The 21,468-nt window shown below is 32.5% G+C and carries 21 protein-coding genes; 10 read left to right on the top strand and 11 right to left on the bottom strand.

Annotated elements, in window-relative coordinates; translation table 11 throughout:
- Window positions 1–19 precede the first annotated feature (19 nt).
- The 3 genes from EW093_RS04255 to EW093_RS04245 are packed head-to-tail and all read right to left on the bottom strand — an operon-like array spanning window position 20 to window position 3,199.
- Entirely contained in the window at window positions 20–853 is an 834-nt protein-coding gene (locus tag EW093_RS04255) for a hypothetical protein (RefSeq protein WP_149567201.1), read from the bottom strand.
- 1 nt (window position 854) lies between these two features.
- Window positions 855–2,153 carry a LysM peptidoglycan-binding domain-containing protein gene (locus EW093_RS04250; protein ID WP_187759825.1) on the bottom strand — a complete coding sequence of 433 codons (1,299 nt, stop codon included), beginning with the start codon at window positions 2,151–2,153 and terminating at the stop codon, window positions 855–857.
- The gene (locus EW093_RS04245) at window positions 2,120–3,199 is read right to left on the bottom strand and encodes a tetratricopeptide repeat protein (RefSeq protein ID WP_149567199.1); all 1,080 of its coding nucleotides are present in this window, start codon (window positions 3,197–3,199) and stop codon (window positions 2,120–2,122) included. Before EW093_RS04245 ends, EW093_RS04250 begins: the two co-directional genes overlap by 34 nt.
- A 78-nt stretch (window positions 3,200–3,277) precedes the next feature.
- Between EW093_RS04245 and icd the strand changes: the two genes are divergently transcribed.
- The 3 genes from icd (at window position 3,278) to EW093_RS04230 (ending at window position 5,733) form a co-directional block, all read left to right on the top strand.
- On the top strand, window positions 3,278–4,471 hold the full coding sequence (icd, locus tag EW093_RS04240) for an NADP-dependent isocitrate dehydrogenase (protein ID WP_149567198.1): 1,194 nt from the start codon (window positions 3,278–3,280) through the stop codon (window positions 4,469–4,471).
- 23 nt (window positions 4,472–4,494) lie between these two features.
- Window positions 4,495–4,983 carry a hypothetical protein gene (locus tag EW093_RS04235; RefSeq protein ID WP_149567197.1) on the top strand — a complete coding sequence of 163 codons (489 nt, stop codon included), beginning with the start codon at window positions 4,495–4,497 and terminating at the stop codon, window positions 4,981–4,983.
- 108 nt (window positions 4,984–5,091) lie between these two features.
- Window positions 5,092–5,733: a DUF998 domain-containing protein gene (locus EW093_RS04230; RefSeq protein ID WP_149567196.1), complete on the top strand. Its 642-nt coding sequence runs from the start codon at window positions 5,092–5,094 to the stop codon at window positions 5,731–5,733.
- Between the two features lies 1 nt (window position 5,734).
- On the opposite strand, the gene EW093_RS04225 is transcribed toward EW093_RS04230, so the two are convergent.
- The gene (locus tag EW093_RS04225; RefSeq protein WP_149567195.1) at window positions 5,735–6,370 is read right to left on the bottom strand and encodes a 3'-5' exonuclease; all 636 of its coding nucleotides are present in this window, start codon (window positions 6,368–6,370) and stop codon (window positions 5,735–5,737) included.
- Window positions 6,371–6,453: 83 nt separating this feature from the next.
- Between EW093_RS04225 and EW093_RS04220 the strand changes: the two genes are divergently transcribed.
- Genes EW093_RS04220 through aroE form a run of 4 tightly spaced genes read left to right on the top strand, consistent with a single transcriptional unit; the run spans window position 6,454 to window position 10,426 of the window.
- A complete protein-coding gene (locus tag EW093_RS04220; protein ID WP_149567194.1) occupies window positions 6,454–7,725 on the top strand; it encodes a methyl-accepting chemotaxis protein in 1,272 nt (423 codons plus the stop codon).
- A 43-nt stretch (window positions 7,726–7,768) separates the two neighbouring features.
- Window positions 7,769–8,548, top strand: coding sequence for a DNA-processing protein DprA (locus tag EW093_RS04215; RefSeq protein WP_149567193.1), 780 nt, complete (start codon window positions 7,769–7,771; stop codon window positions 8,546–8,548).
- A gap of 4 nt (window positions 8,549–8,552) precedes the next feature.
- Complete coding sequence (locus EW093_RS04210; RefSeq protein ID WP_149567192.1) at window positions 8,553–8,981, top strand: hypothetical protein; 429 nt, start codon at window positions 8,553–8,555, stop codon at window positions 8,979–8,981.
- A complete protein-coding gene (aroE, locus tag EW093_RS04205; RefSeq protein ID WP_149567191.1) occupies window positions 8,981–10,426 on the top strand; it encodes a shikimate dehydrogenase in 1,446 nt (481 codons plus the stop codon). The genes EW093_RS04210 and aroE overlap by 1 nt, the downstream gene beginning before the upstream one ends.
- Before the next feature lie 74 nt (window positions 10,427–10,500).
- Here aroE and EW093_RS04200 read toward each other — a convergent pair whose 3' ends face one another.
- From EW093_RS04200 to EW093_RS04190, 3 genes are read right to left on the bottom strand one after another with little or no spacing between them, the layout of a single operon-like run.
- On the bottom strand, window positions 10,501–12,462 hold the full coding sequence (locus tag EW093_RS04200) for a hypothetical protein (protein ID WP_149567190.1): 1,962 nt from the start codon (window positions 12,460–12,462) through the stop codon (window positions 10,501–10,503).
- Entirely contained in the window at window positions 12,459–14,141 is a 1,683-nt protein-coding gene (locus tag EW093_RS04195; RefSeq protein ID WP_149567189.1) for a DNA repair helicase XPB, read from the bottom strand. Before EW093_RS04195 ends, EW093_RS04200 begins: the two co-directional genes overlap by 4 nt.
- A gap of 41 nt (window positions 14,142–14,182) precedes the next feature.
- Window positions 14,183–14,431, bottom strand: a complete 249-nt coding sequence (locus tag EW093_RS04190; RefSeq protein ID WP_149567188.1) for a hypothetical protein — start codon at window positions 14,429–14,431, stop codon at window positions 14,183–14,185.
- 37 nt (window positions 14,432–14,468) lie between these two features.
- Between EW093_RS04190 and EW093_RS04185 the strand changes: the two genes are divergently transcribed.
- The gene (locus tag EW093_RS04185; RefSeq protein ID WP_149567187.1) at window positions 14,469–15,077 is read left to right on the top strand and encodes an NlpC/P60 family protein; all 609 of its coding nucleotides are present in this window, start codon (window positions 14,469–14,471) and stop codon (window positions 15,075–15,077) included.
- A 120-nt stretch (window positions 15,078–15,197) separates the two neighbouring features.
- Here the strand turns inward: EW093_RS04185 and EW093_RS04180 are convergent, their stop codons facing one another.
- The 4 genes from EW093_RS04180 to EW093_RS04165 form a co-directional block, all read right to left on the bottom strand.
- Window positions 15,198–16,538 (bottom strand): GH1 family beta-glucosidase, encoded by a 1,341-nt coding sequence (locus tag EW093_RS04180; protein WP_149567186.1) that lies wholly within the window; start codon window positions 16,536–16,538, stop codon window positions 15,198–15,200.
- A gap of 110 nt (window positions 16,539–16,648) precedes the next feature.
- Window positions 16,649–17,386, bottom strand: coding sequence for an NADPH-dependent oxidoreductase (locus tag EW093_RS04175; RefSeq protein WP_149567185.1), 738 nt, complete (start codon window positions 17,384–17,386; stop codon window positions 16,649–16,651).
- Window positions 17,387–17,395: 9 nt separating this feature from the next.
- The gene (locus tag EW093_RS04170; RefSeq protein WP_149567184.1) at window positions 17,396–17,722 is read right to left on the bottom strand and encodes an ArsR/SmtB family transcription factor; all 327 of its coding nucleotides are present in this window, start codon (window positions 17,720–17,722) and stop codon (window positions 17,396–17,398) included.
- A gap of 47 nt (window positions 17,723–17,769) precedes the next feature.
- Window positions 17,770–18,393, bottom strand: coding sequence for a DsbA family oxidoreductase (locus EW093_RS04165; RefSeq protein WP_149567183.1), 624 nt, complete (start codon window positions 18,391–18,393; stop codon window positions 17,770–17,772).
- Between the two features lie 128 nt (window positions 18,394–18,521).
- On the opposite strand from EW093_RS04165, the gene EW093_RS04160 reads away from it, so the two are divergent.
- A complete protein-coding gene (locus tag EW093_RS04160) occupies window positions 18,522–19,451 on the top strand; it encodes a pectinesterase family protein (protein ID WP_149567182.1) in 930 nt (309 codons plus the stop codon).
- A 75-nt stretch (window positions 19,452–19,526) separates the two neighbouring features.
- Entirely contained in the window at window positions 19,527–21,362 is a 1,836-nt protein-coding gene (locus EW093_RS04155; protein ID WP_149567181.1) for an amino acid permease, read from the top strand.
- The last annotated feature ends 106 nt before the right edge of the window (window positions 21,363–21,468 follow it).

The following is a 21,468-nucleotide window of genomic DNA, read 5'->3' as shown; positions in this document are numbered from 1 at the left end:
ACCTTAGGTTACCACGACTCTAGTTGAGTATTAATATTCTTGATTGGGTAATGATTTTTAGGTTTCCATCGGTTCCAATTAGTTTATTTGCTTCTTCTTTAGAAATTATTATATCACTATTACTCTTTCCAAAAAGACCTCGTGCAATTATTCTTAGTGGAGTTATTCCTATTCTACTTTGATATAACTCTTCATTAAAGCTTTCACCATATATAACCATTCCCCATTTTTTCATATATTCTGGATCAACCTTTGTATAATCTAATATTAAATTCATATCTTCATCAAATATTCTAGGGAAGAGTACTTTTTTTAAACTCCCATCACTGTTTTTCCCATAAAGGGGTAGTGTTGGAGGTACATAAATTATTAATCCTGTAAACTGCCCATAATCGATATGGTCTAGTTTTTTAGGAATTTTTACAAATTGAGACTGATTGTAAAAAACAGAGACAAAGTCTGGATATAAGGGGAGTAGGTAGATTGACTCTAGGTACTCTAAATTAGTAGTTAGGTTTTTTTGATACGGTTCAACCTTTTCTACTAGTTCATCTAACTTATAATAGATTGATGGGTCCCTATTTATTATAGTTGATACATCCTCTAAAGAGTTTATCTGTACATCTAAGATATTTTTAAAAAAAATATTTGTTTGGTTTTCATGCACCCAATTCTCAGATTTTATTCTAGCAGCAGCTAGGGTTCCAGATGATTTATCCAAAGGAGTTTTTACCCTTATTTCAATATTATTATCTTCCCAGTTTACTTTTTTATTCCATTCTACGTCGTTATAAATATCTGAGAATAAAAAACTACTACTAAAAAATAAAAACAAAACTACTATTTTTTTCATTTTAAGGAACCCTTAACCTCATACCTTTTTTTATATAGTTATTAACATTAATTCCGTTGTTTAATGCAATTTCTTCCACAGTTGTATCAAATTTCATGGATAAACCCCATAGAGTATCCCCATCCTTTACAACATAATAATTCTTAAAAATTTTTGTTTCAATATTAGAACCATAGGGCTCCACTTTTTTTATTGCAGGAACTATTAAAACCCTTCCTACCCTTAAAGTTCTAGGGCTTACCCCAGGGTTGTATTTTATTAGACTAGGGGTAGATAACCCATAATGATAACTTATTTCAGATAGTGTATCTCCTGATTTCACCCTGTATTTGTAGAATTCTATAAGAGTATCCTGCTTTAATAAAGCGTTTTTTACACTATCGGTATACTCTTTAGGAATTTTCAGTTTATAAGAACTATTTATTGGTGGAGTAACATTATATAAAAGTTCACTGTTTCCATCTTTTAAAACTTTAAATGGTATACCTGACTTTTCCGCTAGGAGTCTAAGGTCTATAGAGTTTTCCAATTCAACCTCGCTCCACTCGTTTATATCCCATTTAATAGGTACATTATATAAGTTTTTATCCTGTAGTAGAGAACTAACTAGTAAAAGTTTTGGGATATAGTTTATAGTCTCTTTTGGAAGTAGTCCTAACCTTGATAATTCCCAAAAATCATCTATACCACTTTTTTTTACAACAGTTTTTACCCTATTTAACCCACAATTATATGCAGCTAGGGCAAGTAACCAGTCTCCAGTGACTTTGTAGTTATAACTTAACTTTGCTATTGCTCCCTTAGTTGATTTTATAAAATCCCTTCTCTCATCAACCCACTCTGTAGTTTTCATATCATAGGCTGAGCTACTATTAGACATAAACTGCCATAATCCTGTAGCTCCCATATGACTAGTTGCCATAGGATATGCTGCGGACTCTACAATTGGTAGATAGATAATCTCGTAGGGTACACCCTGTTTTTCAACCTCTGCTGCAATAAAATCTCTATATGGTAGAAGTCTAGAATAGGTTGTTTTTAAATACTTATCCCAATTATCCTTTTTTACCTGCTTATATAGTGTCTCTATGGCCTTAGAGTCATATCCATCTAAATCTAGGAACTGACTTCTTTTATAGTCATTTATACTACTAAATATATCTCTTTTCTCATATTTAATCTCCGACTTCCATCTTGGATTATGATTTTGTGAAACTAATGGCTCTGCTGCTAAATGAAGTAGTCTGTTTAAAATAAAAAAAAGTATTAAACTTTTTCTCCAAGGAAAATGCCTGCCCATTCCCAACCTCCGTGTATCTCTGGATCCATAGGGAAGTCCACTTTTTTGAAATAAAAGTACCATACTGGATATACAAACCATATACTACTACTCCAACGGTTACCGTAAACTGCTAAGTAGGCTTCATTATCTGTTGACATTGGGTCAAGTTTTGATTCTGATTTTATACTCATTCCTGTTAAAACATTTGACTCCATAGGAAAGCTACTCTTTAAATCTGCATAGTCGGAATTCCAGTTTATAATAAAGAAGTCAAACGCTCTGTATTTATCCAAAAGAGCTGGGTTTCTAATGGAAATTGCATATCTAACATTGGCAACTAGTCTGTTTAAATCATTAACGACCCACTTTTTATCTGAGTAATAAAAACCTACCTTTTTGATTATCTCTTCCCTAACATCATTTTTAGTAGATATAACAGTATCTTCAAACTCTAGATATTTTTTATAGGCTTCAATCGACTCTTCCCACTGTTCATTTTCTTCTAATGTTTTACCTAGGTAGTAGTAGAGTTCACCTAAACCTCCGGTAAATACATCTTTTTTATTTACTCTATCTTTGTGTTCTCGTATAAGCTTTTTATAATAAAGTATTTTATATTCACTCTCTTTTGAAATATCTAAAAGAACTTCTAAGGCTTTAAAATGGGTTGATTCGCCCCTTATAATAAGATCTTTATATTTTGTTACTGCACTATGTAGATACTGGATAGCAAAATTATCTAAATGTTCATTTAAATAATATGATGCTAAATTTAATAGATAGTATGAATTATATGGATCATCAGGGTGTTCATTTATATAACTTGTAATAAATAAATTTAATTTGCCTCCATCTTTATCCTTTAAAAGGAGGTTAATTATCTCGTTCATAACTGTAAATTTATTTTCGGAATAAGTAGTATATGTCTCTATAAGTGAAAATAGCTGATTTAATTCAGTTTTAGATGAACTCTCTTTATCTATATATTGGGAATAATTTGTTTTATTACAAGAGGTTAGGCTTATAAGTATAAACATAAAAATTATTAGGTATTTGATTTTCATATTGGGGATTCTATCATGTAGGGCTAGCCCTTTGCAAGTTTGTTCTAATTTAGTAATATTACATAACAAGGAGTAATTATGATTAACAGAGTTAAGATGGTTGATGGAGTATTAAATGTTCCTGATAATCCTGTTATACCTTATATAGAAGGTGATGGAATTGGTTGTGATATATGGCAGGCAGCTCAGTCTGTTTTTGATGCAGCTGTAAAAAAAGCCTATGGAAATAGTAAAAAGATTGAGTGGAGAGAAGTTCTTGCTGGTGGGAAGGCTTTTGATAAAACTGGTCAGTGGTTACCCCAGGAGACTGAAGACTCTTTTAAGGATTATTTAATTGGAATCAAAGGTCCATTAATGACTCCTGTTGGTGGAGGTATTAGAAGCTTAAATGTTACGCTTCGTCAGAATTTAGATCTCTTTGTATGTTTAAGACCTGTTTCATACTATTCAGGTATAGAGACTCCAGTAAAAGAGCCTCAAAAAGTTGATATCGTTGTATTTAGAGAGAATACAGAAGATGTATATGCAGGGTTTGAAGTAGCATCTGATGACCCAAGAGTTGATAAATTAAAAAAATTCTTAAAAGATGAGATGGATTGGGATATAAAGGGTGAGACTGGTTTAGGAATCAAACCTATGAGTAAAGAGTCCACTGAACGCCTTGTTATTGAAGCAATAAAATTCGCTTTAAAAAACAAAAGAAAAGTTGTAACATTAGTTCACAAGGGTAATATTATGAAGTTTACCGAGGGTGCTTTTAGGAATTGGGGTTATGAAGTTGCATTAAGGGAGTTTCCTAACCAAGTTACTAAAGACCCAAATGATAGTAGTAAACTTTTAATAAATGACTGTATAGCCGATGCCTTTTTACAGAATATATTATTAAAACCAGAAGCCTATGATGTTGTAGCAACTCTTAATTTAAATGGAGACTACTGTTCTGATGCATTAGCTGCCCAAGTAGGAGGAATTGGAATATCCCCTGGTGCTAATATTAACTATCATACTGGTGTTGCTATTTTTGAGGCAACCCATGGAACTGCCCCTGATATTGCAGGGAAGAATATGGCGAATCCATCATCTATAATCCTATCTGGGAAGATGATGTTTGAGTATATGGGCTGGCAGGAGGCTGCTAACCTTATTGAGAAGGGAGTTAGTACTACTATTTCATCCAAAAGAGTTACAGGGGATTTAGCATCAATGATGTCTGGAGATCCTGAGACCCTAGGTACAAATGAGTATGCAAAACTCATAATTCAAAACATGTAATAATTTTTTTTAAAGGAGAAAAAATGAAGAAAGTTCTTATTTTAGCACTACTTACAACTCTATCTGTAGTTGTAGCTGTTGCCGAAACACCACAGTTTTTTGCGTTTGAACTAGGTTCTGGTGCTGCATACAATGTAGATACTGGAGAAGTTGTAACATCTAATAGTATGGGTTTTACCTATACTTTTTCTGAGGCATTTAAAGGTGGATTTAGTTTTACAGAGATAGATGGTATATCTATTGATACAATTAATATCTCCATTGTTCCAGCAGAAAATGCTACTTTAACAATGTATACTGGTTCTATAACAACACCAGCAGCAGGTGCAGTTCCTGCTGCAACAGAGTTAGGTTTTGGAGTTGGTTTAGGTTATGATTTCTTTACCAATACTAAAAGTATATTTACTTCTTTAGGTCTCTACTTAGATTGGTTTGCATCAAATGGTGGATCTTATGATATTGCTAATGGTGGAGTTATATCTATGGGACTTAAGACAAAAATTGGTCTATAGTTTCCAATAACAGATATAAATAGCACCATAATAGACTCCTTTAACTACATAGTATTATTGTAGTTATAGGAGTTTTTTATTAAATATATTTAAAAATGGAGTTTTAAAATGAGTAATATTATCCATACGTACAAATCCCTTAGAAAAACTGTTGGGTATATAGGTCTATTTTTACCCTTTACCCTAATGATAGGTGGTTTTTGTAAGTCGGTTCAGTTACAAGCCTCTATAAGCGATTATTATTATACAAATATGGGAGATGTATTTGTTGGAGCTCTGTGTTGTGTCGGTCTATTTCTATTCTTCTATGCAGGATATGATAAGACAGATGATATCTTAGGTAACATAGCTGGTATTTTTGCCTTTGGTGTAGCATTTTTCCCTACTTCACAAAATGATAAAGTGGAGATCATTGGGACTATACATATAATATGTGCCACACTTCTATTTATTATATTAGCAGTTTTTTCCCTTGTTCTTTTTACTAAGGGGGATAAAAGTAATTCACAAAAGGTTAGAAGAAATATACTTTATAGGATCTGTGGTATTATGATGGTTTTATCAATAATCTCTCTTTTTATATACTTTTTAGTTCCAAAGAATAGTCCTGGACACTTTGTGTTTTTTGCAGAATCTACAGCCCTTGTTTTTTTTGGTATCTCTTGGTTGACTAAGGGAGGAGATCTATTTTTTCCAGATAAAACTAAAAGGGTTAGACCATATAAAAGATTAAAATACTTAAAAAGATAACTTAGTTTGCCACAATATTGTAGTGTTTTACTCCTGTTTTATCCTCTAAGAAGAACCCTTGTAAGTCTAACCATACCCTTTGCAGTATTTTAGTTTCTACTAAAGCATCTGTTAAGGCTCTATGGTAGAACCCATCAGCTTTTATACCCATCTCTTTTGCAACAGTGGATACTTGTAGTTTGTCTGTCTTTTTTCCACTAAGGCTGTGCCACATAAGAGCCATTGTTTTTATATCAAATGATGTTCCAGAAAATGGATAATTCAGTGAGTATTTACTGTATACACTTCTTAAAAGAGGTATATCAAAGTATGTTCCCCAGGCGCATAGTCTAATTTTTTTAATACTTCTTCCCTCTAGGCTATCTACTAACCATTTTAATAATCTATTAGAAACCTCTGGGAAAAGATCTTCATCTTTAACCATATCGTTATCAATTTTTGTTAAATTTGTAATAAACTCAGTTATCTCTTCCTCTGGTTTTACTAAGGATTCAAAAGAGGAGACTATCTCTAAGTTTTTATTGAGTAGGACTGCTCCTAGGTCTATAATATAGTTATTGGTTTGGTTTCCATTTTCGTCTACACCAGCAGTTGCTTCTAAGTCAATGACTAATAAGTCAGTATTTAAGTTAAACATAGTGGAACCTTAACATAAATTATTAAAAAAACCAATTATAAATTGGCTATAATTAGTCTATATTATAGGCTAGAGGATTTTATATGATACAAAGTTTACTGATAATTCTAATGCTAATTTCTATCTTTGTTAGCTTTATTCCTAGTTTTCTAATAATCTCAAATTTTGTTAGCATACTCCTAGGTATCACACTATTAATAATTATTAATCGGAAAAAAGATAAGACTTGGAATCAAATTGAGGCTGAACCTTCCCTTCCTATAGAAGAAGTTAAAGAGGAGCCGGTATTTGTTAAAGATATAATTCAAGAGGTTGTAGTTGACCCAAGGGGTAGTAATAGACCAAAAACTTGTCATAGCTGTACAGAAGAGATCTATTTTATTAGAAATAGTCTGCCTGTAATTAAAAAGTTAACTCAAAATACACAGAAGGTCGAAGAGGTAGCAATTAGTGAGCTTTATCAAAGGTTTGAGTCAATATCCCAGGAGACTGATGAAATTGTTAAAAGTTCAGAAGACTCTTTAGAATCAATATTTGATACTGATAAAAGTGATAACTTAGCCTATGTTCTTAATGCTTCTAAGGAGATAAATAGGGAGTTCTCTCGGTTTATGGAGGTTATAAATAACATGAACCTATTAGCTGACGAGTTTATTAAGACATCAATGGATAGTTTTAACTATATAAGTAAAACTACAAAGGATATTATTGAACTTGCCGAGCAGGTAAAGGTTATCTCAATAAATGTAAGGATCGAGGCTGCAAGAATTAAGGATAGCGGTGGGTTTAAGGTTTTAGGTAACGATATTTCTAACTTTGCAGATAAAACAGCTAAGGTTGCAGAGAGTACAAACCAACAGATTAAAGATACTGTAAATAATATAGAAAAACAGAGAGTTGAACTCTCAAGTCAGATAAAATATGTAGATAGTGCTGCAAAAAATATTTTTAATAGGTTTAACCCATTTGAAAATATATTAGATTACTCTGCAACTTCAATAAAAGGAATAATAAAGAATTTTAATGATGTTTCTGTTAATCTACAAAATAACCTCCACTCTTCCATTCAAAATATGCAGTTTCAAGATATTGCAAGCCAGGAAACAAACCACATACTACAATTTTTAGAAAAAATTGCAGATAGTAGTTTAATGGACCGAAATTACGACCTGTATATGGATGATAATCAAAAGAAAGTAGTGCGAGGTAGAGTAATAAACTTTTTAAAAGAGATAAGTACTACAGCAAGTGAAGAGGAGGAAGTTGTAAGATTTTCTAAGGAGTGGAATCTAGATATAGCTAAGGAAGAGGAGTCTAAGAGTACTAAGTTAGATGACGGAGTATTTCTTTTTTAGCTATAAATAGAAGCAGAATTTAAAATAGTATTATAAGATAAGTATGGATAATATACTTTTATTACAGATGATTCCCGGTTTTGGAATTGTTAAAATCAGGAGTTTTCTAGAAAAAAACCAGGCCCTTATTAACGACTTTAACTACTTTGAGTATCTTGTTTATAAAGAGTCAGGTTATAAACCAAGTCAGTTTATTGATGATGTCTCAAGGTTAAAGGAGCAGTGTTTTAATCTTGGTGTAAAAATTATCCATCCTCCTAATTTAGGTGTAGAGTATAGGCCTCTGCTACTATATATTAAGGGTGATGAATCACTAATTATTAACAAAAAGAATATAGCCGTTGTAGGTACTAGAGAACCAAGTTCCACTGGAGTAGATATTGGATCCAGATTTGTATTAAATGCTATAGAAAGTGGTTGGTGTATTGTTAGTGGGTTAGCTAGAGGTTGTGATAAACTAGCCCATAGAGTAACCATAACAAATGGAGGATCTACAATTGCAGTTATCCCTATGGGGTATAGGGATGGTCTAGCCCCATGGATTTTAGATAGGGGTGTCTTTGTTTCAGAATACCCTCCAAATACAAAAGTTGAAAAATTTCGTTGTGTTTTAAGGAACAGAATAATTGTTGGTCTATCCAAGGGGTTATTTGTTATAGAGGCACAGGAGGGAAGTGGTACCCAACACTCATTAAAATACGCCATAGAAAGTAAAATTCCCATCTCCTATGGTGTTGGCTTTAATGGTATTACTAGATATAGCCATACCAAAATAGAAGATAAGAGCCAGTTTGACCTGTTTCTTAAAAATTGTATAGAATGAGTCTATGAAAAAAATACTTCTAATACTATTTCTATTAAGTAATATATTTTTATTCTCCTTAGATAACTACATAGGGATGATACCTGTAGAGGTTATAAAGGAGTTTGGATCTCCAAACTATGTTTTAACCCAAAGGGGAGAGAGGACGGAAGAGGATGATGTTATCTTCTTTTATGATAATAGGGTATATCTCTATTTTAATCAAAATCGAGTTTGGCAGATTAGAGCCGATTCTAAATATGAGGGTTCGATACTTAAGTTAAAACTAGGTGATGATAAAAGTGTTGTTAATGAGCTTTTAGGCAAACCACATGAAATAAAAGATAACTCATATATATATAGAAGACCTGATAGAGGTTTTCCTCTTATTTTAAGACTCTATTTTTTAGGGGATAAGTTAAACGATATCTATCTATACCGAGGGGACTACTAATGAGTAAAATTTGTTTAACACTAACAGAAGATAGTTTAAAAAAGTGTATTAATAGTGTTGAAAAACATGGAAGTGAAATTCAGATTGTTGAGTTACGAGTTGATTTATTAAAGAGAAGTGAACAGTTAAAAATTAACAATTTTAAAATTGATATACCTACAATCCTTACATTTAGAAAGAGTGTTGATGGTGGATTATATAATGGGGATGAAGAGTATAGAATTAAAATTTTAGAGCTTGGTCTTAAAAGTGGTAATTTCTCCTACGTTGATTTAGAAGAGGACCTAATAGCCCCTAATTTAGAGGAGTTAGCAAGGGTTCATAATGTTAAAATAATTAGATCATTCCACGACTTTAATGGTGTTCCTAAAGATCTAGCAGATAGATTGTTAAGAATTAAAAGGTCTAATGATGAACTACCTAAGGCCGCTGTTATGATTAAATCTACAGAGGATCTTTTACTTTTTTATAAAGAGTCCCTTAAGATTAAGTCCATAGAGAAAATAGTTCTAGGTATGGGGAATATGGGGTTTAATACTAGAGTTCTAGCCCATAAAATAGGATCTTTTTTAACCTTTACTTCTACCAACGGGGCATCTGCAGCTCCAGGACATGTTACCCCAACCCTATTAAAGGAAACCTACAGTTTTAATAATATTGATTGGGATACAGAAGTTTTTGGTATAATTGGGAATCCTGTCATGCACACTAAATCCCCTGCTATTCATAATAAAGGGTATAAATCTCTAGGTTTAAACGCTGTATATGTTCCATTTGAAATAGATGATCCTACTATATTTATTAAAATTGCTAACCTTATAGGTTTAAAAGGATTCTCTGTTACTGTACCTTTTAAAACAGAAATTATTCCCTTAATGGACTCCCTAACAACATCTGTTAAGGAGATTGGAGCCTGTAATACTGTTGTTAAAATTAATAATAAGTGGGTAGGGGATAATACGGACTATATTGGTTTTATCACCCCTTTAATAAAATCCTATGGGACTTTAAAGGGAAAGAATGTCTGTGTTATTGGAGCAGGTGGTTCTGCAAAGGCATCACTTTTTGCCCTAAGGGAGGAAGGGGCTAATGTCTTAATTGTAAATAGAACACTAGAGAAGGCTAAAGTTTTAGCAAAACAGTTTAATATGGAGTACTCAGGTTTAAGTAGGGATAATATAGATATAATTAAGGGTTATTCAGATGTAATTATTCAAAATACTAATGTTGGTATGCACCCTTTAGAGGACATTGACCCCATAGATTTCTACGACTTTACTGGTAATGAGTTTCTTTATGATGTTATTTATACTCCAAAGGTTACTAAGTTCTTAGCTAGGGGGGTAGATTCTGGTTGTAAAATACTTAATGGCTGGCAGATGTTATTAGAGCAGGGGTATAGGCAGTTCAAAATATACACAGGGTATGATTATCCAATTGTTTAGAACTGGTTCATATAGGTTATGATTACCCTTTAATTTAAACAGATAATCATATCCCTATATGTAGTCTTAATTAGTTAAAATAGAGTTGTCTGTATTCGCTTAACAAGACTGATTTTACTAATATCAATGGAGAATGGCATCTCTTGGGGAAGTTGTAATCCATGGAGAATTTTAACATCCCCATTTTTTTCAACCTTCTCTGGTAGTATAAGTTCTTTCTTAATATTAAAATCTTCTACATAGTTTATCTCAAGTCTATCGTTTGTAGACTTAAGACTAACCTCGATAAGTCTTAGTTTTGCCTGATAGTTGATACCCTTAGCCTCAGAGAAATCAGTTTTGCTAATACCTGGCTGTACCTGTTCCTTAGTAAAAATAATTCCTCTGGTGATTCTCTTTCTTAAGTCTTCCAACTCATCTTTTGACGCGGGAATGTTTCGCAGGGTTTTAAGAAGTTCATCTTTAATTGTACCCTTAGAATCAATCTTTTTCTCTTCCCAGTCAATGTGTAGTGGTTGTGAGTTACTAAATGTTGGTAGTTTAGAGTACTCTAGGGGAGCTAGATGATTTTTATCTACTGGTATAATATCAACACTCTCTAATAGAGTTTTAGCGTGTTTATAATCCTCTTGTTTAATTAGATATACACCTTTAGCTGGGTTTAATAAAATAAGGTCATCAATAACACCAGTCTCTTTTAAAATAAACTCTTTATCATCATCTAAAATTAAAACAGATGCCTCATAATGTCTCGCCTTTGTTGACTCTTTTTCCCACTCTTTAAGTGTTAGTTGTATATTGTCAGGAATATCTACCCCGGTTATTCTCTCTATTAGTTTTTGGAACTCATCTAGATTAGAAATAGTTAAACCTCTAATTACAGACTCCTTGGTTATTGCTAACTCAGTATAAATATCCATCTTTTTAAGGTTTGAGAATAGGGCTATAAGGTACCCGTCTTTTAAGGTAATCCAGGGTTTATAGGTAATATCAAAATTCGGTTGTAGAATAATTGTCTTTGTATCCCCGAAGTCAGGGTTAAGATTATTTAGGTCAAGAATAGGATTCTGGGTAATAGTTCCATCTTCCCTAGCTTCTAATACATTTAAAACTATAAGATCATCAATAAATTCTGAAACCGCAGCGTGATTGCTTAAGTGGGAATCTGTACTAATAGCCTTAATTAGTTTTTTTATGTTTTCTGGGTAGAAACTTCTACTTTTAGGAATTGTTTCAATAACTCTTTTAACTGTTGTTATTCTATCTCCAAGTTGGTGTGAACTCTCTGTTGTCCCAGCAGAGACCAAGTATAACCAAAGTTCGGCCCTGGAAAGAGATAATAACTCCTGCCAAATCTCTTCCCTTGGAATTAGGCTACTGCCATCTATTCTAAAGAGTTTTAAATTGTGTATTATTCTTCTAACAAGTTCTAGTTTTCTGCTTCCTAAATCCCCAGAAAAAAGGTTTGGATAGAGTTCCTCTATCTGGTTATACGCCCTTTTTTTAAATGCACCACTTGATTTAAGCAGATCCTTTTGATGAAATAAAAATGATAAAAAACTTAAGAGTAGTGAGTCTGATAGCCATAGTATACTTCCAGATGAGGGTGTTATTGGTTCACTTTTATATAGTAGTCCTGGATTTATAATCGATGTTTTAACATCATCAAAAAATAGGGGAGATATATATATAATTGATAGATCACTATAGATTATCAACTTCTCTTCTAATGTTTTTAAAATATCACAAAGCTCAATAAAGGCAATATCTCCAAGAAAAAACTCATAGATACTTTTTGCAGTTGGTTTTTCAATAAACTCTATGGAAGTAAGAATTAAAATTTCCTTCTCATCTAGGTCACCTAAAACTACCTCGTCCGCACTGTTCTTAACTAAGAAGCTAGCTAATTTATCAACCAGTTTGTGCTTATTAAATGGTGTCTCTATCTTTCCTAGATAATTTTTCATTAATTCAAAAAAATAGTTATCCGGGAGAGTTAACATTATATGTTTCCACTGGTCTGATATATTTATCACATTAAATCCTTTGTATTCCAAATTTCAATATTATATTTATAACCCTGCTCTGTTAAAAATTTCTGTCTATTAGCCGCAAAGGACTCCTCTGTTGTGTGTCTTGTTACAACAGAGTAGAAAAATGAATCCTTTTCCTTAGGTCGTAATATTCTACCTAGTCTTTGGGCTTCTTCCTGTCTTGATCCAAATGTTCCAGAAACCTGGATTGCTATTGATGCATCTGGTAAGTTTATTGCGAAGTTAGCAACCTTTGATACTACTATAACCTTAACTTCACCTCTCTTAAACTTATCAAATATAACTTCCCTTTCTGGGTTTGGTGTTTTTCCTGTTATTAAAGGTGCATTTATTATTTTAGCTATCTCCTTTAATTGATCAACATATTGACCTATAACCAAAGTTTGATCTTCCTTGTGTTGTTCCAGTAACTTTTTAATTATTGATACCTTCCAAGGATTTTCACTTGCAATTCTAAACTTCTTTCTCTTATCTGCAACTGCATATTTTATCTTGTCATCTTCGTATAAATCCACACGTATCTCATGACAGTAGGCTGTTGCAATCCAACCCTTATCCTCTAGTTGCTTCCAAGGGACATCATATCTTTTAGGGCCTACTAGGGTAAAAACATCCCCTTCTGCTCCATCCTCTCTAATAAGTGTTGCTGTTAATCCAACCCTTCTTACTGCCTGAATTTCTGCTGTTACTTTAAAAACAGGAGCAGGGAGTAGATGAACCTCATCATATACAATTAAACCCCAATTTCTCTTTCTAAAAAGGTCAAAGTGGGGGAATTCACTCTCTTTATTTTTTCTCCATACAAGAATCTGATAGGTCGCTACTGTAATTGGTTTTATTACTTTTCTATCCCCAGTATACTCTCCAATATCCTCTCTAGGAACATTGGTTTTATCTGCTATCTCATCAATCCATTGGTGTACTGCAGCAACATTAGTGGTTAAGATTAGTGTATTAGTTTGTAGTTTTTCCATTATTGTCATTCCAACAATAGTTTTACCAGCTCCACAGGGAAGAACTAGGGTTCCAAAACCTGTTCCCGGTAGATTGTTCCCTACAAAGGAGTCACAGGCTTCTTTTTGATAATCCCTTATACCAAAGGCTCTACCCGACTCTGTAACGTCTCTAAATGTTATTTCATATGGGTCACCATCTTTAAGTGGAGCTAAATCCTTTACTGGATAACCAAGCTTTAATAACTCCTGTTTTACAACACCTCTATCTAATAGTTTTAAATGAAACTCTAAATTACCCTTTGGTATAAGAAGTTGTTTTAAGGATTTTTGTGCTGTTAACTCCATATAGATAATCTCACTCTCTACACTTAGTTTAAGAACCATCTCATCATCGGTCTTATCTAAGTTAAGTTTCCCATATCTACTTATAATATCCCTAACTGTAAACTTTACGTTTTCAGGAACAGGGAATCTTGAATAATTATCTAAAATCTCAGCTATATCATCATGGGTTATTCCTGCCGATGCTGCATTCCACAGAGAGAGAGGAGTAATTTTATATGTATGCATATGCTCTGGAGACTTTTCAAGTTCCGAAAATGGAGCTATATCTCCTCGAGCAGATTCAAAATCTGGATTATGTACATCTAAAAGAAGAGAAGAGTCTCCCTGTACAATAAGAGGTTTAAATTCACTTGTGTTCATATAGTGTAATTTTACATTGTTACACCACATATTACAAGCTATTAAATAGTTACCTGTATTCCATAGTTATTATCTATACATATATCTAGTCCAAACATTTTATCCTGGGTTAGATAGTCCTCCATTCCTTCTGGATAATCTCCTAGAGTCGCTCTATATAGTTTTAACTTTTTATAATATTTAGAGTGCATTATAACCTTTGTAGGTTTTTTATGACTATCTAAAAGTTTCTTTTTTGCATCTAAAACCAGTATCAATATCTCTTCGGCTTTAATATCAGTAGTTTCCATAAACAAATAATAACACTATAATACCTATATTATAAGTATGAAAAGATTATTATTAATTCCAATAACTATACTTCTTGTTATTAGCTGTAAATGGGTCTCTTATGACGAATTTTACGGTATAGTTCATGAGACAACAGTAGATGATAATTATATTATCTCCCCAGAATTAGTCCGATTAAAAGCTTATTTTGCAGCTGAATACTATCTAGAATCTGAACTTAATTACCAACTTGGTGGTAATGAGACAGTTTATGTCCCTCCCTACAGATCCTTAATAAAAGGCATAGATTGCTCAGGACTAATAATAAATGTTTTCAAATATGCTGTCGAGAACACAGATTATGTTCTCCCTTTTGGATATAACAATGGAATTTTAAATGATAAAACAGCAGATGAACTATATAAGTACTTTACTGTTAATGTTTCTAATCCTGGTAAGGGGGACCTTATCTTTTGGAAGGATAAGAATGATAACGCCTTTCATGTGGCTATCTTAGAAAAAATAGAAAGTGGGTATTATCATTTTATTGAAGCCAATGAACTTCCTTCTTATGATATTGATGGAGTAGGGTATAGGACATTACCATTAAAAACATCTTTTTCTATCTCTGTTAAACGCCTTATACTAGTAAATAATAATTCATAGCTATTAATAAAAGCACTAATGATATTACTGATTTTGTAAGTATTTTCATTTTATGATCTCCTTTTTGCTCTTTATAACACTATTTATATATATAAATGTTACAGATGCATTAGGAAAATGTTAATTATTTATAAAATCTTTTAACCATTTTGCAGAATCCTTAGGAATTCGCTCCTGGGTATTATAATCAGTATAGTGCATACCATATCTTAGAGTATAACCTGCAGCCCACTCAAAATTATCTAGTAGAGACCATACAAAATAACCCTTTAATGGTATTCCATCTTTTATTGCCAAGCTTGCTTGTTCAAAATGCTCTTTATAAAATCTTACTCTTCCTTGATCGTGGCATACTTTATTTCCATTACTATCAATCTCTAACTTATCATCAAAGGCTGCACCATTCTCTGTTATATATATATCTTTAAAATTATAATCCTTATTAACCCTATATAAGGTGTCATAAAGGCCCTTTGCATATACATCTCTGTCAGCTGTAAACCATAAATTATCTGGTTGAACTTTTTTACATGGAAGAAGTGGAATACTTTCATCATATTTATACCAGTTTGCATTATAGTAGTTTATTCCAATAAAATCGCACTCTTGTTTTATAGTCTCCATATCCCCCGTTTCAATCTTTGGCATAAAATCTTCTACAAATTCTAAAACATCTTCTGGGTAATCCTTCCCTGATAGTGGATCTAAAAACCATCTATTAAAGTATCCATCGTATAACTCTGCTGCTCTTCTATCTAACTTTGACTCTGTAGCCGGATAACATGGTAGATAGTTTGGTGCGATGCCAATTTTTAAACTGTTTGAGTGTTCTCGTAATGATTTTGTAGCTAGCCCGTGGCTTAATAGTAGGTTGTGGGCAACTGTAAAACCATTTTTTAGGTTCTGCTCCCCTGGAGCAAACATTCCAATATGGTGGGATAAAAAACTTGTACACCACATCTCGTTATGGGTTATCCAATTTTTAACCCTATCACCTAATTTTTCAGATACAGTATAGGCATAATCTCTAAAGTGTTTATTCGTATCTCTGTTTGTCCACCCACCAATCTCTTGCAGAAATGATGGTAGGTCCCAATGATATAGAGTTAAAAATGGATCTATATCTCTTTTTAACATTTGATCTACTAACCTATCATAAAAATCTAAACCTTCTTGGTTTATTTTACCCCTTCTATTGGATATAACCCTTGGCCAAGAGATACTAAACCTATAGGAGTCTAAGCCAATGTTTTTAATTAAATCAAGGTCCGTTTCATATAGGTGATAGTGATCACATGCTATATCTCCATTGGATGAGTCTGCTATTTTACCTGGAGTTTTACTAAAATCATCCCAAATAGAGGGTACTCGTCCATAACTATTTGCGGCTCCCTCAATTTGATATGCAGATGTTGCTGTTCCAAACAGAAAATTCTTTGGAAAGTTCTCTCTTTTTAACATGGTCACTCCTTACTACTAATATGAAAAAAGAGTCTACTTTAAAAACAGACTCTTTTAAATACTAACCCTAGTAGTTTATTTTTTAAATAAATATTTTATAAAAACTTTACTTATTTATCTAATGTAAATCCCTGGGACTTAAGTGTAGGGTAAACCAAAGGGAAATAAACCTGCTGGTAGAATCCAGCTATCTGGTCACTCCAATTACTGCTCTTATCCCCTCTTTTCTCATAATACTTAGCTATTTCAATATCAAAATCATCAACAGCTTTTGTTACAATCTCATCATTATACCTCTCTTTATGGGCAAAGCTCTCTAGGGATAATCTTGGTTTTTTCCCAGACATATTCTCTGGGTGTCCTATTACTAAGCCTGCAACTGGGAAAGTATTTTTAGGTAGTTCTAGTAGATCAATCATCTCCTGGGGGCTTTTTCTAATTCCACCAATTGGAACAATACCTAGACCTAAAGATTCAGCTGCAATTATAGCTGCTCCCATTGCTAGGCCTGCATCAAAACTTGAAACTAAAACACCCTCTGCACTCTCTTGTATTACCTGGGGTAGTCCGGCCTTTTCTCCAGCCTTTGCTGTTTTATTCATATCCATAATAAATACTAAAAAAACAGGACCCTTAGCTATCCAGGGTTGGTTTCCCGCAAGTTCTGATATTTTTTCCCTTCTATCTTTATCTTTAACCACAATTATTGATAACTGCTGTCCATGGATTGACGTTGGCATTGCATGGGCTGCTTCTAAAATTGCATTTAACTCACTATTATCAATATCCTTATCCGTATACTGTCTAATTGATCTGTGGTCCTTAATTGTATTAATTGTTTTATTCATAAAAACTCCTTATGTATTTTTTGTACATGTCTTCTCCACTGTAGTTACAAAATCTTTCAAAACTTTCACCATGGATCCTATAGTTAAAAAATAGTAGTTTTGGGTTCCTTTTTTTGTATAGTTTACCATTCCCGCCCTTAAAAGTATTTTTAAGTGGTGTGAAACTGCAGGTCTTGATAGGGATACTTTCTCTGTTATATCTCCCACGTTTAGAACCTGATGACCTTCAGCTAGTAGTAGTACCAGTTTTTGACGATTTTCATCAGCAAGAACCTCAAAATATGGTATACATTTACGAAAAAGATCCAAACTACACTTCTCTGCTTCTTTGTCCATTCGTTTAATCCTATAAACCAATATTGTAAAAAAAATTTAGGCTAATGTTAATTTTCACCTAATACCATTTTAAAATGCTCGATACTCTGTGCTCCTGAAATAGTCTTTTTATTATCAATAACAAAAAATGGGACACTGTTTATTCCATTACTAATTGCTAAATTCTGATCTTCTATCACAGCATTACTAAATTTTTTATTATTAAAAATATCCTCTACTTCCTCCTCTTTAATTCCAACCTTATTTGCTAGTTTAATAAGTTCCACTTTATCACTAATATCAATACCATCTTCAAAATAAGCTTTAAATATGACCTCTGCCATTTCTAGGTCCTTATTAATTGTTTCTGAATATTTATGTAACTCATGGGCTAAGGCTGTATTCCCAGGTTGAATCTTATTAAAGTTAAAATTAAGGCCAGACTCCTTTGCTACATTAACTATATTTCTATTTGAAGCAACAGCTTGCTCATAGGGGATACCGTATTTTTCAGATATTAGTTGATTTAGATCCTTACCTTTTTGGCTAGTTGCATTTGGATTTAGTTGGAAACTCTTATAAACTATCAAAGCTTCATCATCTAAATTTAACTCTTTTAATGCTCTGTTTAGTTTTGTCTCCCCAATATAACAAAAAGGGCAAGCAAAATCAGACCACACTTCTATTTTCATATTAATTCCTTTATTATAATCTATCTTAAAGTTAATAGTAATTATTACTATAGTCAATGTATTATATAACAATTAGGCTTTTAAAATAAATATTTTAAAGTGTAATATATATTGATAAGGAAAATACGATGGATATAGTTATAAGAAAAAATGTTGGACCTAATTCAGAATATATAACAATTCAAGGGGCTTTAGATAGTTTAGATAGTTTAGATAGTTTAGATGATTCTAAAGTAGTAATTTATTTAGAAGAGGGTATTTATAATGAAAAGGTTAGAGTATTAAACCCAAATGTATCAATAATTGGTACAAGTAGGGAAAAATGTATAATTTCATATAATGACCATGCAACTAAAATATTAGAAGATAGTAGTAAAATGGGGACTTTTAACTCTTTCACTATGTATATAGGTTGTGAGAATTTTTACATGGAAAATATAACCATAGAAAACTCATCAGGAAGGGGACAAATTGTTGGGCAAGCTGTGGCGCTATATGTAGATTCTAATAAGGTTCATATCAAAAATTGCTGTTTATTAGGTCACCAAGATACCCTCTTTACGGGGCCTATTCCTACAGATCCACTACCTAAGTGGATAAATCCTCAATTTGAGTTTTCATATACTAATGAGGCTAGTGAGGTAATATTTAACCAACTTTTTGAAGATTGCCTTATAATGGGAGACTTTGATTTTATTTTTGGATCAGCAAATGCTATTTTTCAAAATTGTGAAATTTACTCCAAAAAAAATAATGATTACAAACAGTGTTATATAACAGCTGCCTCCCATGTAAAAGGTGGTATCTCAGAGTATATATTTAAGAATTGTAAACTAACAGGAGATGCTAAGAAGGGTAGTGTATATCTAGGTAGACCTTGGAGGCCTTATGGGAGAGTTTCATTTATAGATTGTTATTTAGGGGATCATATTCACCCAAATGGATGGCATAATTGGGATGATAAAAAAAGAGAGAAAACAGTAAAGTATGTTGAGGTAAACTGTAGCGGGAAAGGTTCCAAATCGGGTGATAGGGTTAGTTGGGCTATAATTTCATAATTTTTTAATAAAAACTTGCGATAATAAATACCCTTTCTTATACTTTTAAATATATGAATAAAGAGAGGTTTGTACATGAATTTAGAAAAAAAATTGTCATTTTTTGGTGTTTTTAGTATAGCCTCTGGGGCTATGATAAGTTCTGGTATTTTTATATTACCAGGGTTAGCTTTTTCTAAAGCGGGTCCTGCACTATTTATCTCATATTCTATTGCAGGTATTCTTGGTTTGTTAGGGATATTAAGTGTTATTGAGTTATCAACTGCAATGCCAAAGGCTGGGGGAGACTATTACTTTATTAACAAAACCTTTGGTCCTATGTTTGGTTCCATATCAGGTTTTTTAGGTTGGGTTGCCCTATCCCTAAAAAGTGCATTTGCTATTTTTGGTATCTCTGAGATTATCTATATCTACACAGGTTTTAATATGATAATAACATCATTTTTATTTTGTCTTTTTTTTGTAATAATCAATATTAGGGGAGTTAAAGAGGCTGCTGTATTTCAAACAATTATGGTAACAGGACTACTATCAATTATGTTACTATTTATTATTGTAGGACTTCCCCAGGTTAAAGCTTCACATTTTACCCCATTTTTAACAGTCAAGATTAACGACCTATTAATAACATCAGGATTTATATTTATATCCTTTGGTGGACTTTTAAATGTTGCTAATTTATCAGAGGAGATGATAAATCCTAAAAGAAACATCCCATTGGGAATGATAGCCTCAATTGTTGTTGTAACAGTTTTTTATGGATTAATTACATTTGTTATTACAGGGACTTTAGACCCAGATCTTTTTAGAGCTTCTTTAACTCCAGTTGCAGATTCAGCAAAAGTTCTAACCGGACAGATTGGATATTTAGTAATTGTTATAGCATCAATGCTCGCTTTTTTTACCACAGCAAATGCAGGAATTATGTCCGCATCTAGATACCCTATGGCTTTAAGCCGGGACCAGTTATTACCAAGAAATATTGGGGCTGTAAATAAAAAGTACAATACACCTACAGTCGCTATTGTTATTACAGGGACTTTAATATTTTTGTCCCTATTACTACCCCTAGAAATACTTGTAAAATCAGCATCAACTGTAATTCTAACATCCTATGTTTTAACAAATATCTCAGTAATAGTATTAAGGGAGAGTAAGATAACAAACTATAAACCAAGCTTTAAAACACCATTATACCCGTTTTTGCAGATAGCCTGTGTTATACTATTTACATTTTTTATTATAGATTTAGGTAAAGAGGCAATAGAGATAAGTCTCTCTTTTATATTTATTAGTTTTTGTCTCTATATGTTTTATGGAAGAAAGATAAAAAGTCGAGAATCAGCACTTTTATACCTATTAAAAAGAGTTACAGATGGAAAGTTGACTGACAACCTTTTAGAAGATGAGTTAAGGGAAGTTTTAATAAATCGGGATAATATTGAGCAGGATAACTTTGATAACTTAATTAAGAATGCAAATATAATCGATATAAATGAGCCACACAATTTTGAGGAACTCTTAAATATTGTAGGTAAAAGTATCTCTGAAGAAGTTGATATGGATAAAAATGAAGTTATATCACGGTTTTTAGAAAGAGAGAAAAGTTCAAATACAGCGGTTTCCGATTTTCTTGCAATACCCCATATTATTATTGATGGTATGGATAAAATATTTTTAACAGTAATAAGATGTAAGGATGGAATAAAGTTTACAGATAATGAGAATGCTGTTAAAGCTATCTTTCTATTAGGTGGTACAAAGGAAAAGAGGGTTTTGCATTTAAAAACTATTGCCTCCATTGCAACCCTTGTACAATATAAAGAGTTTGAGGAGAAGTGGATAAGTTCTGAAAGTATTATAGAGTTAAAAAATCTTATGCTTTTAAGTAGTAGAAAGAGGTTTTACTGATTATATAAGGGTTTTAATTTAATTTTTATGATATAATATATCTAGGAGATTTAAAAATGGGTGAAAAAGATAAGGGTAAAAAAGATGTAAAGACAAAACCATCCTT

This window comes from Thiospirochaeta perfilievii, assembly GCF_008329945.1.
GTDB classification, from domain to species: domain Bacteria; phylum Spirochaetota; class Spirochaetia; order DSM-2461; family DSM-2461; genus Thiospirochaeta; species Thiospirochaeta perfilievii.
This window is presented reverse-complemented; position numbering and strand designations above follow the sequence as displayed.

Bases quoted from the DNA above. Each gene is read 5' to 3' on its own strand.
- EW093_RS04255 (WP_149567201.1), bottom strand. From the start codon at position 853: ATGAAAAAAATAGTAGTTTTGTTTTTATTTTTTAGTAGTAGTTTTTTA.
- EW093_RS04250 (WP_187759825.1), bottom strand. From the start codon at position 2,153: ATGGGCAGGCATTTTCCTTGGAGAAAAAGTTTAATACTTTTTTTTATT.
- EW093_RS04245 (WP_149567199.1), bottom strand. From the start codon at position 3,199: ATGAAAATCAAATACCTAATAATTTTTATGTTTATACTTATAAGCCTA.
- icd (WP_149567198.1), top strand. From the start codon at position 3,278: ATGATTAACAGAGTTAAGATGGTTGATGGAGTATTAAATGTTCCTGAT.
- EW093_RS04235 (WP_149567197.1), top strand. From the start codon at position 4,495: ATGAAGAAAGTTCTTATTTTAGCACTACTTACAACTCTATCTGTAGTT.
- EW093_RS04230 (WP_149567196.1), top strand. From the start codon at position 5,092: ATGAGTAATATTATCCATACGTACAAATCCCTTAGAAAAACTGTTGGG.
- EW093_RS04225 (WP_149567195.1), bottom strand. From the start codon at position 6,370: ATGTTTAACTTAAATACTGACTTATTAGTCATTGACTTAGAAGCAACT.
- EW093_RS04220 (WP_149567194.1), top strand. From the start codon at position 6,454: ATGATACAAAGTTTACTGATAATTCTAATGCTAATTTCTATCTTTGTT.
- EW093_RS04215 (WP_149567193.1), top strand. From the start codon at position 7,769: ATGGATAATATACTTTTATTACAGATGATTCCCGGTTTTGGAATTGTT.
- EW093_RS04210 (WP_149567192.1), top strand. From the start codon at position 8,553: ATGAAAAAAATACTTCTAATACTATTTCTATTAAGTAATATATTTTTA.
- aroE (WP_149567191.1), top strand. From the start codon at position 8,981: ATGAGTAAAATTTGTTTAACACTAACAGAAGATAGTTTAAAAAAGTGT.
- EW093_RS04195 (WP_149567189.1), bottom strand. From the start codon at position 14,141: ATGAACACAAGTGAATTTAAACCTCTTATTGTACAGGGAGACTCTTCT.
- EW093_RS04190 (WP_149567188.1), bottom strand. From the start codon at position 14,431: ATGGAAACTACTGATATTAAAGCCGAAGAGATATTGATACTGGTTTTA.
- EW093_RS04185 (WP_149567187.1), top strand. From the start codon at position 14,469: ATGAAAAGATTATTATTAATTCCAATAACTATACTTCTTGTTATTAGC.
- EW093_RS04180 (WP_149567186.1), bottom strand. From the start codon at position 16,538: ATGTTAAAAAGAGAGAACTTTCCAAAGAATTTTCTGTTTGGAACAGCA.
- EW093_RS04175 (WP_149567185.1), bottom strand. From the start codon at position 17,386: ATGAATAAAACAATTAATACAATTAAGGACCACAGATCAATTAGACAG.
- EW093_RS04170 (WP_149567184.1), bottom strand. From the start codon at position 17,722: ATGGACAAAGAAGCAGAGAAGTGTAGTTTGGATCTTTTTCGTAAATGT.
- EW093_RS04165 (WP_149567183.1), bottom strand. From the start codon at position 18,393: ATGAAAATAGAAGTGTGGTCTGATTTTGCTTGCCCTTTTTGTTATATT.
- EW093_RS04160 (WP_149567182.1), top strand. From the start codon at position 18,522: ATGGATATAGTTATAAGAAAAAATGTTGGACCTAATTCAGAATATATA.
- EW093_RS04155 (WP_149567181.1), top strand. From the start codon at position 19,527: ATGAATTTAGAAAAAAAATTGTCATTTTTTGGTGTTTTTAGTATAGCC.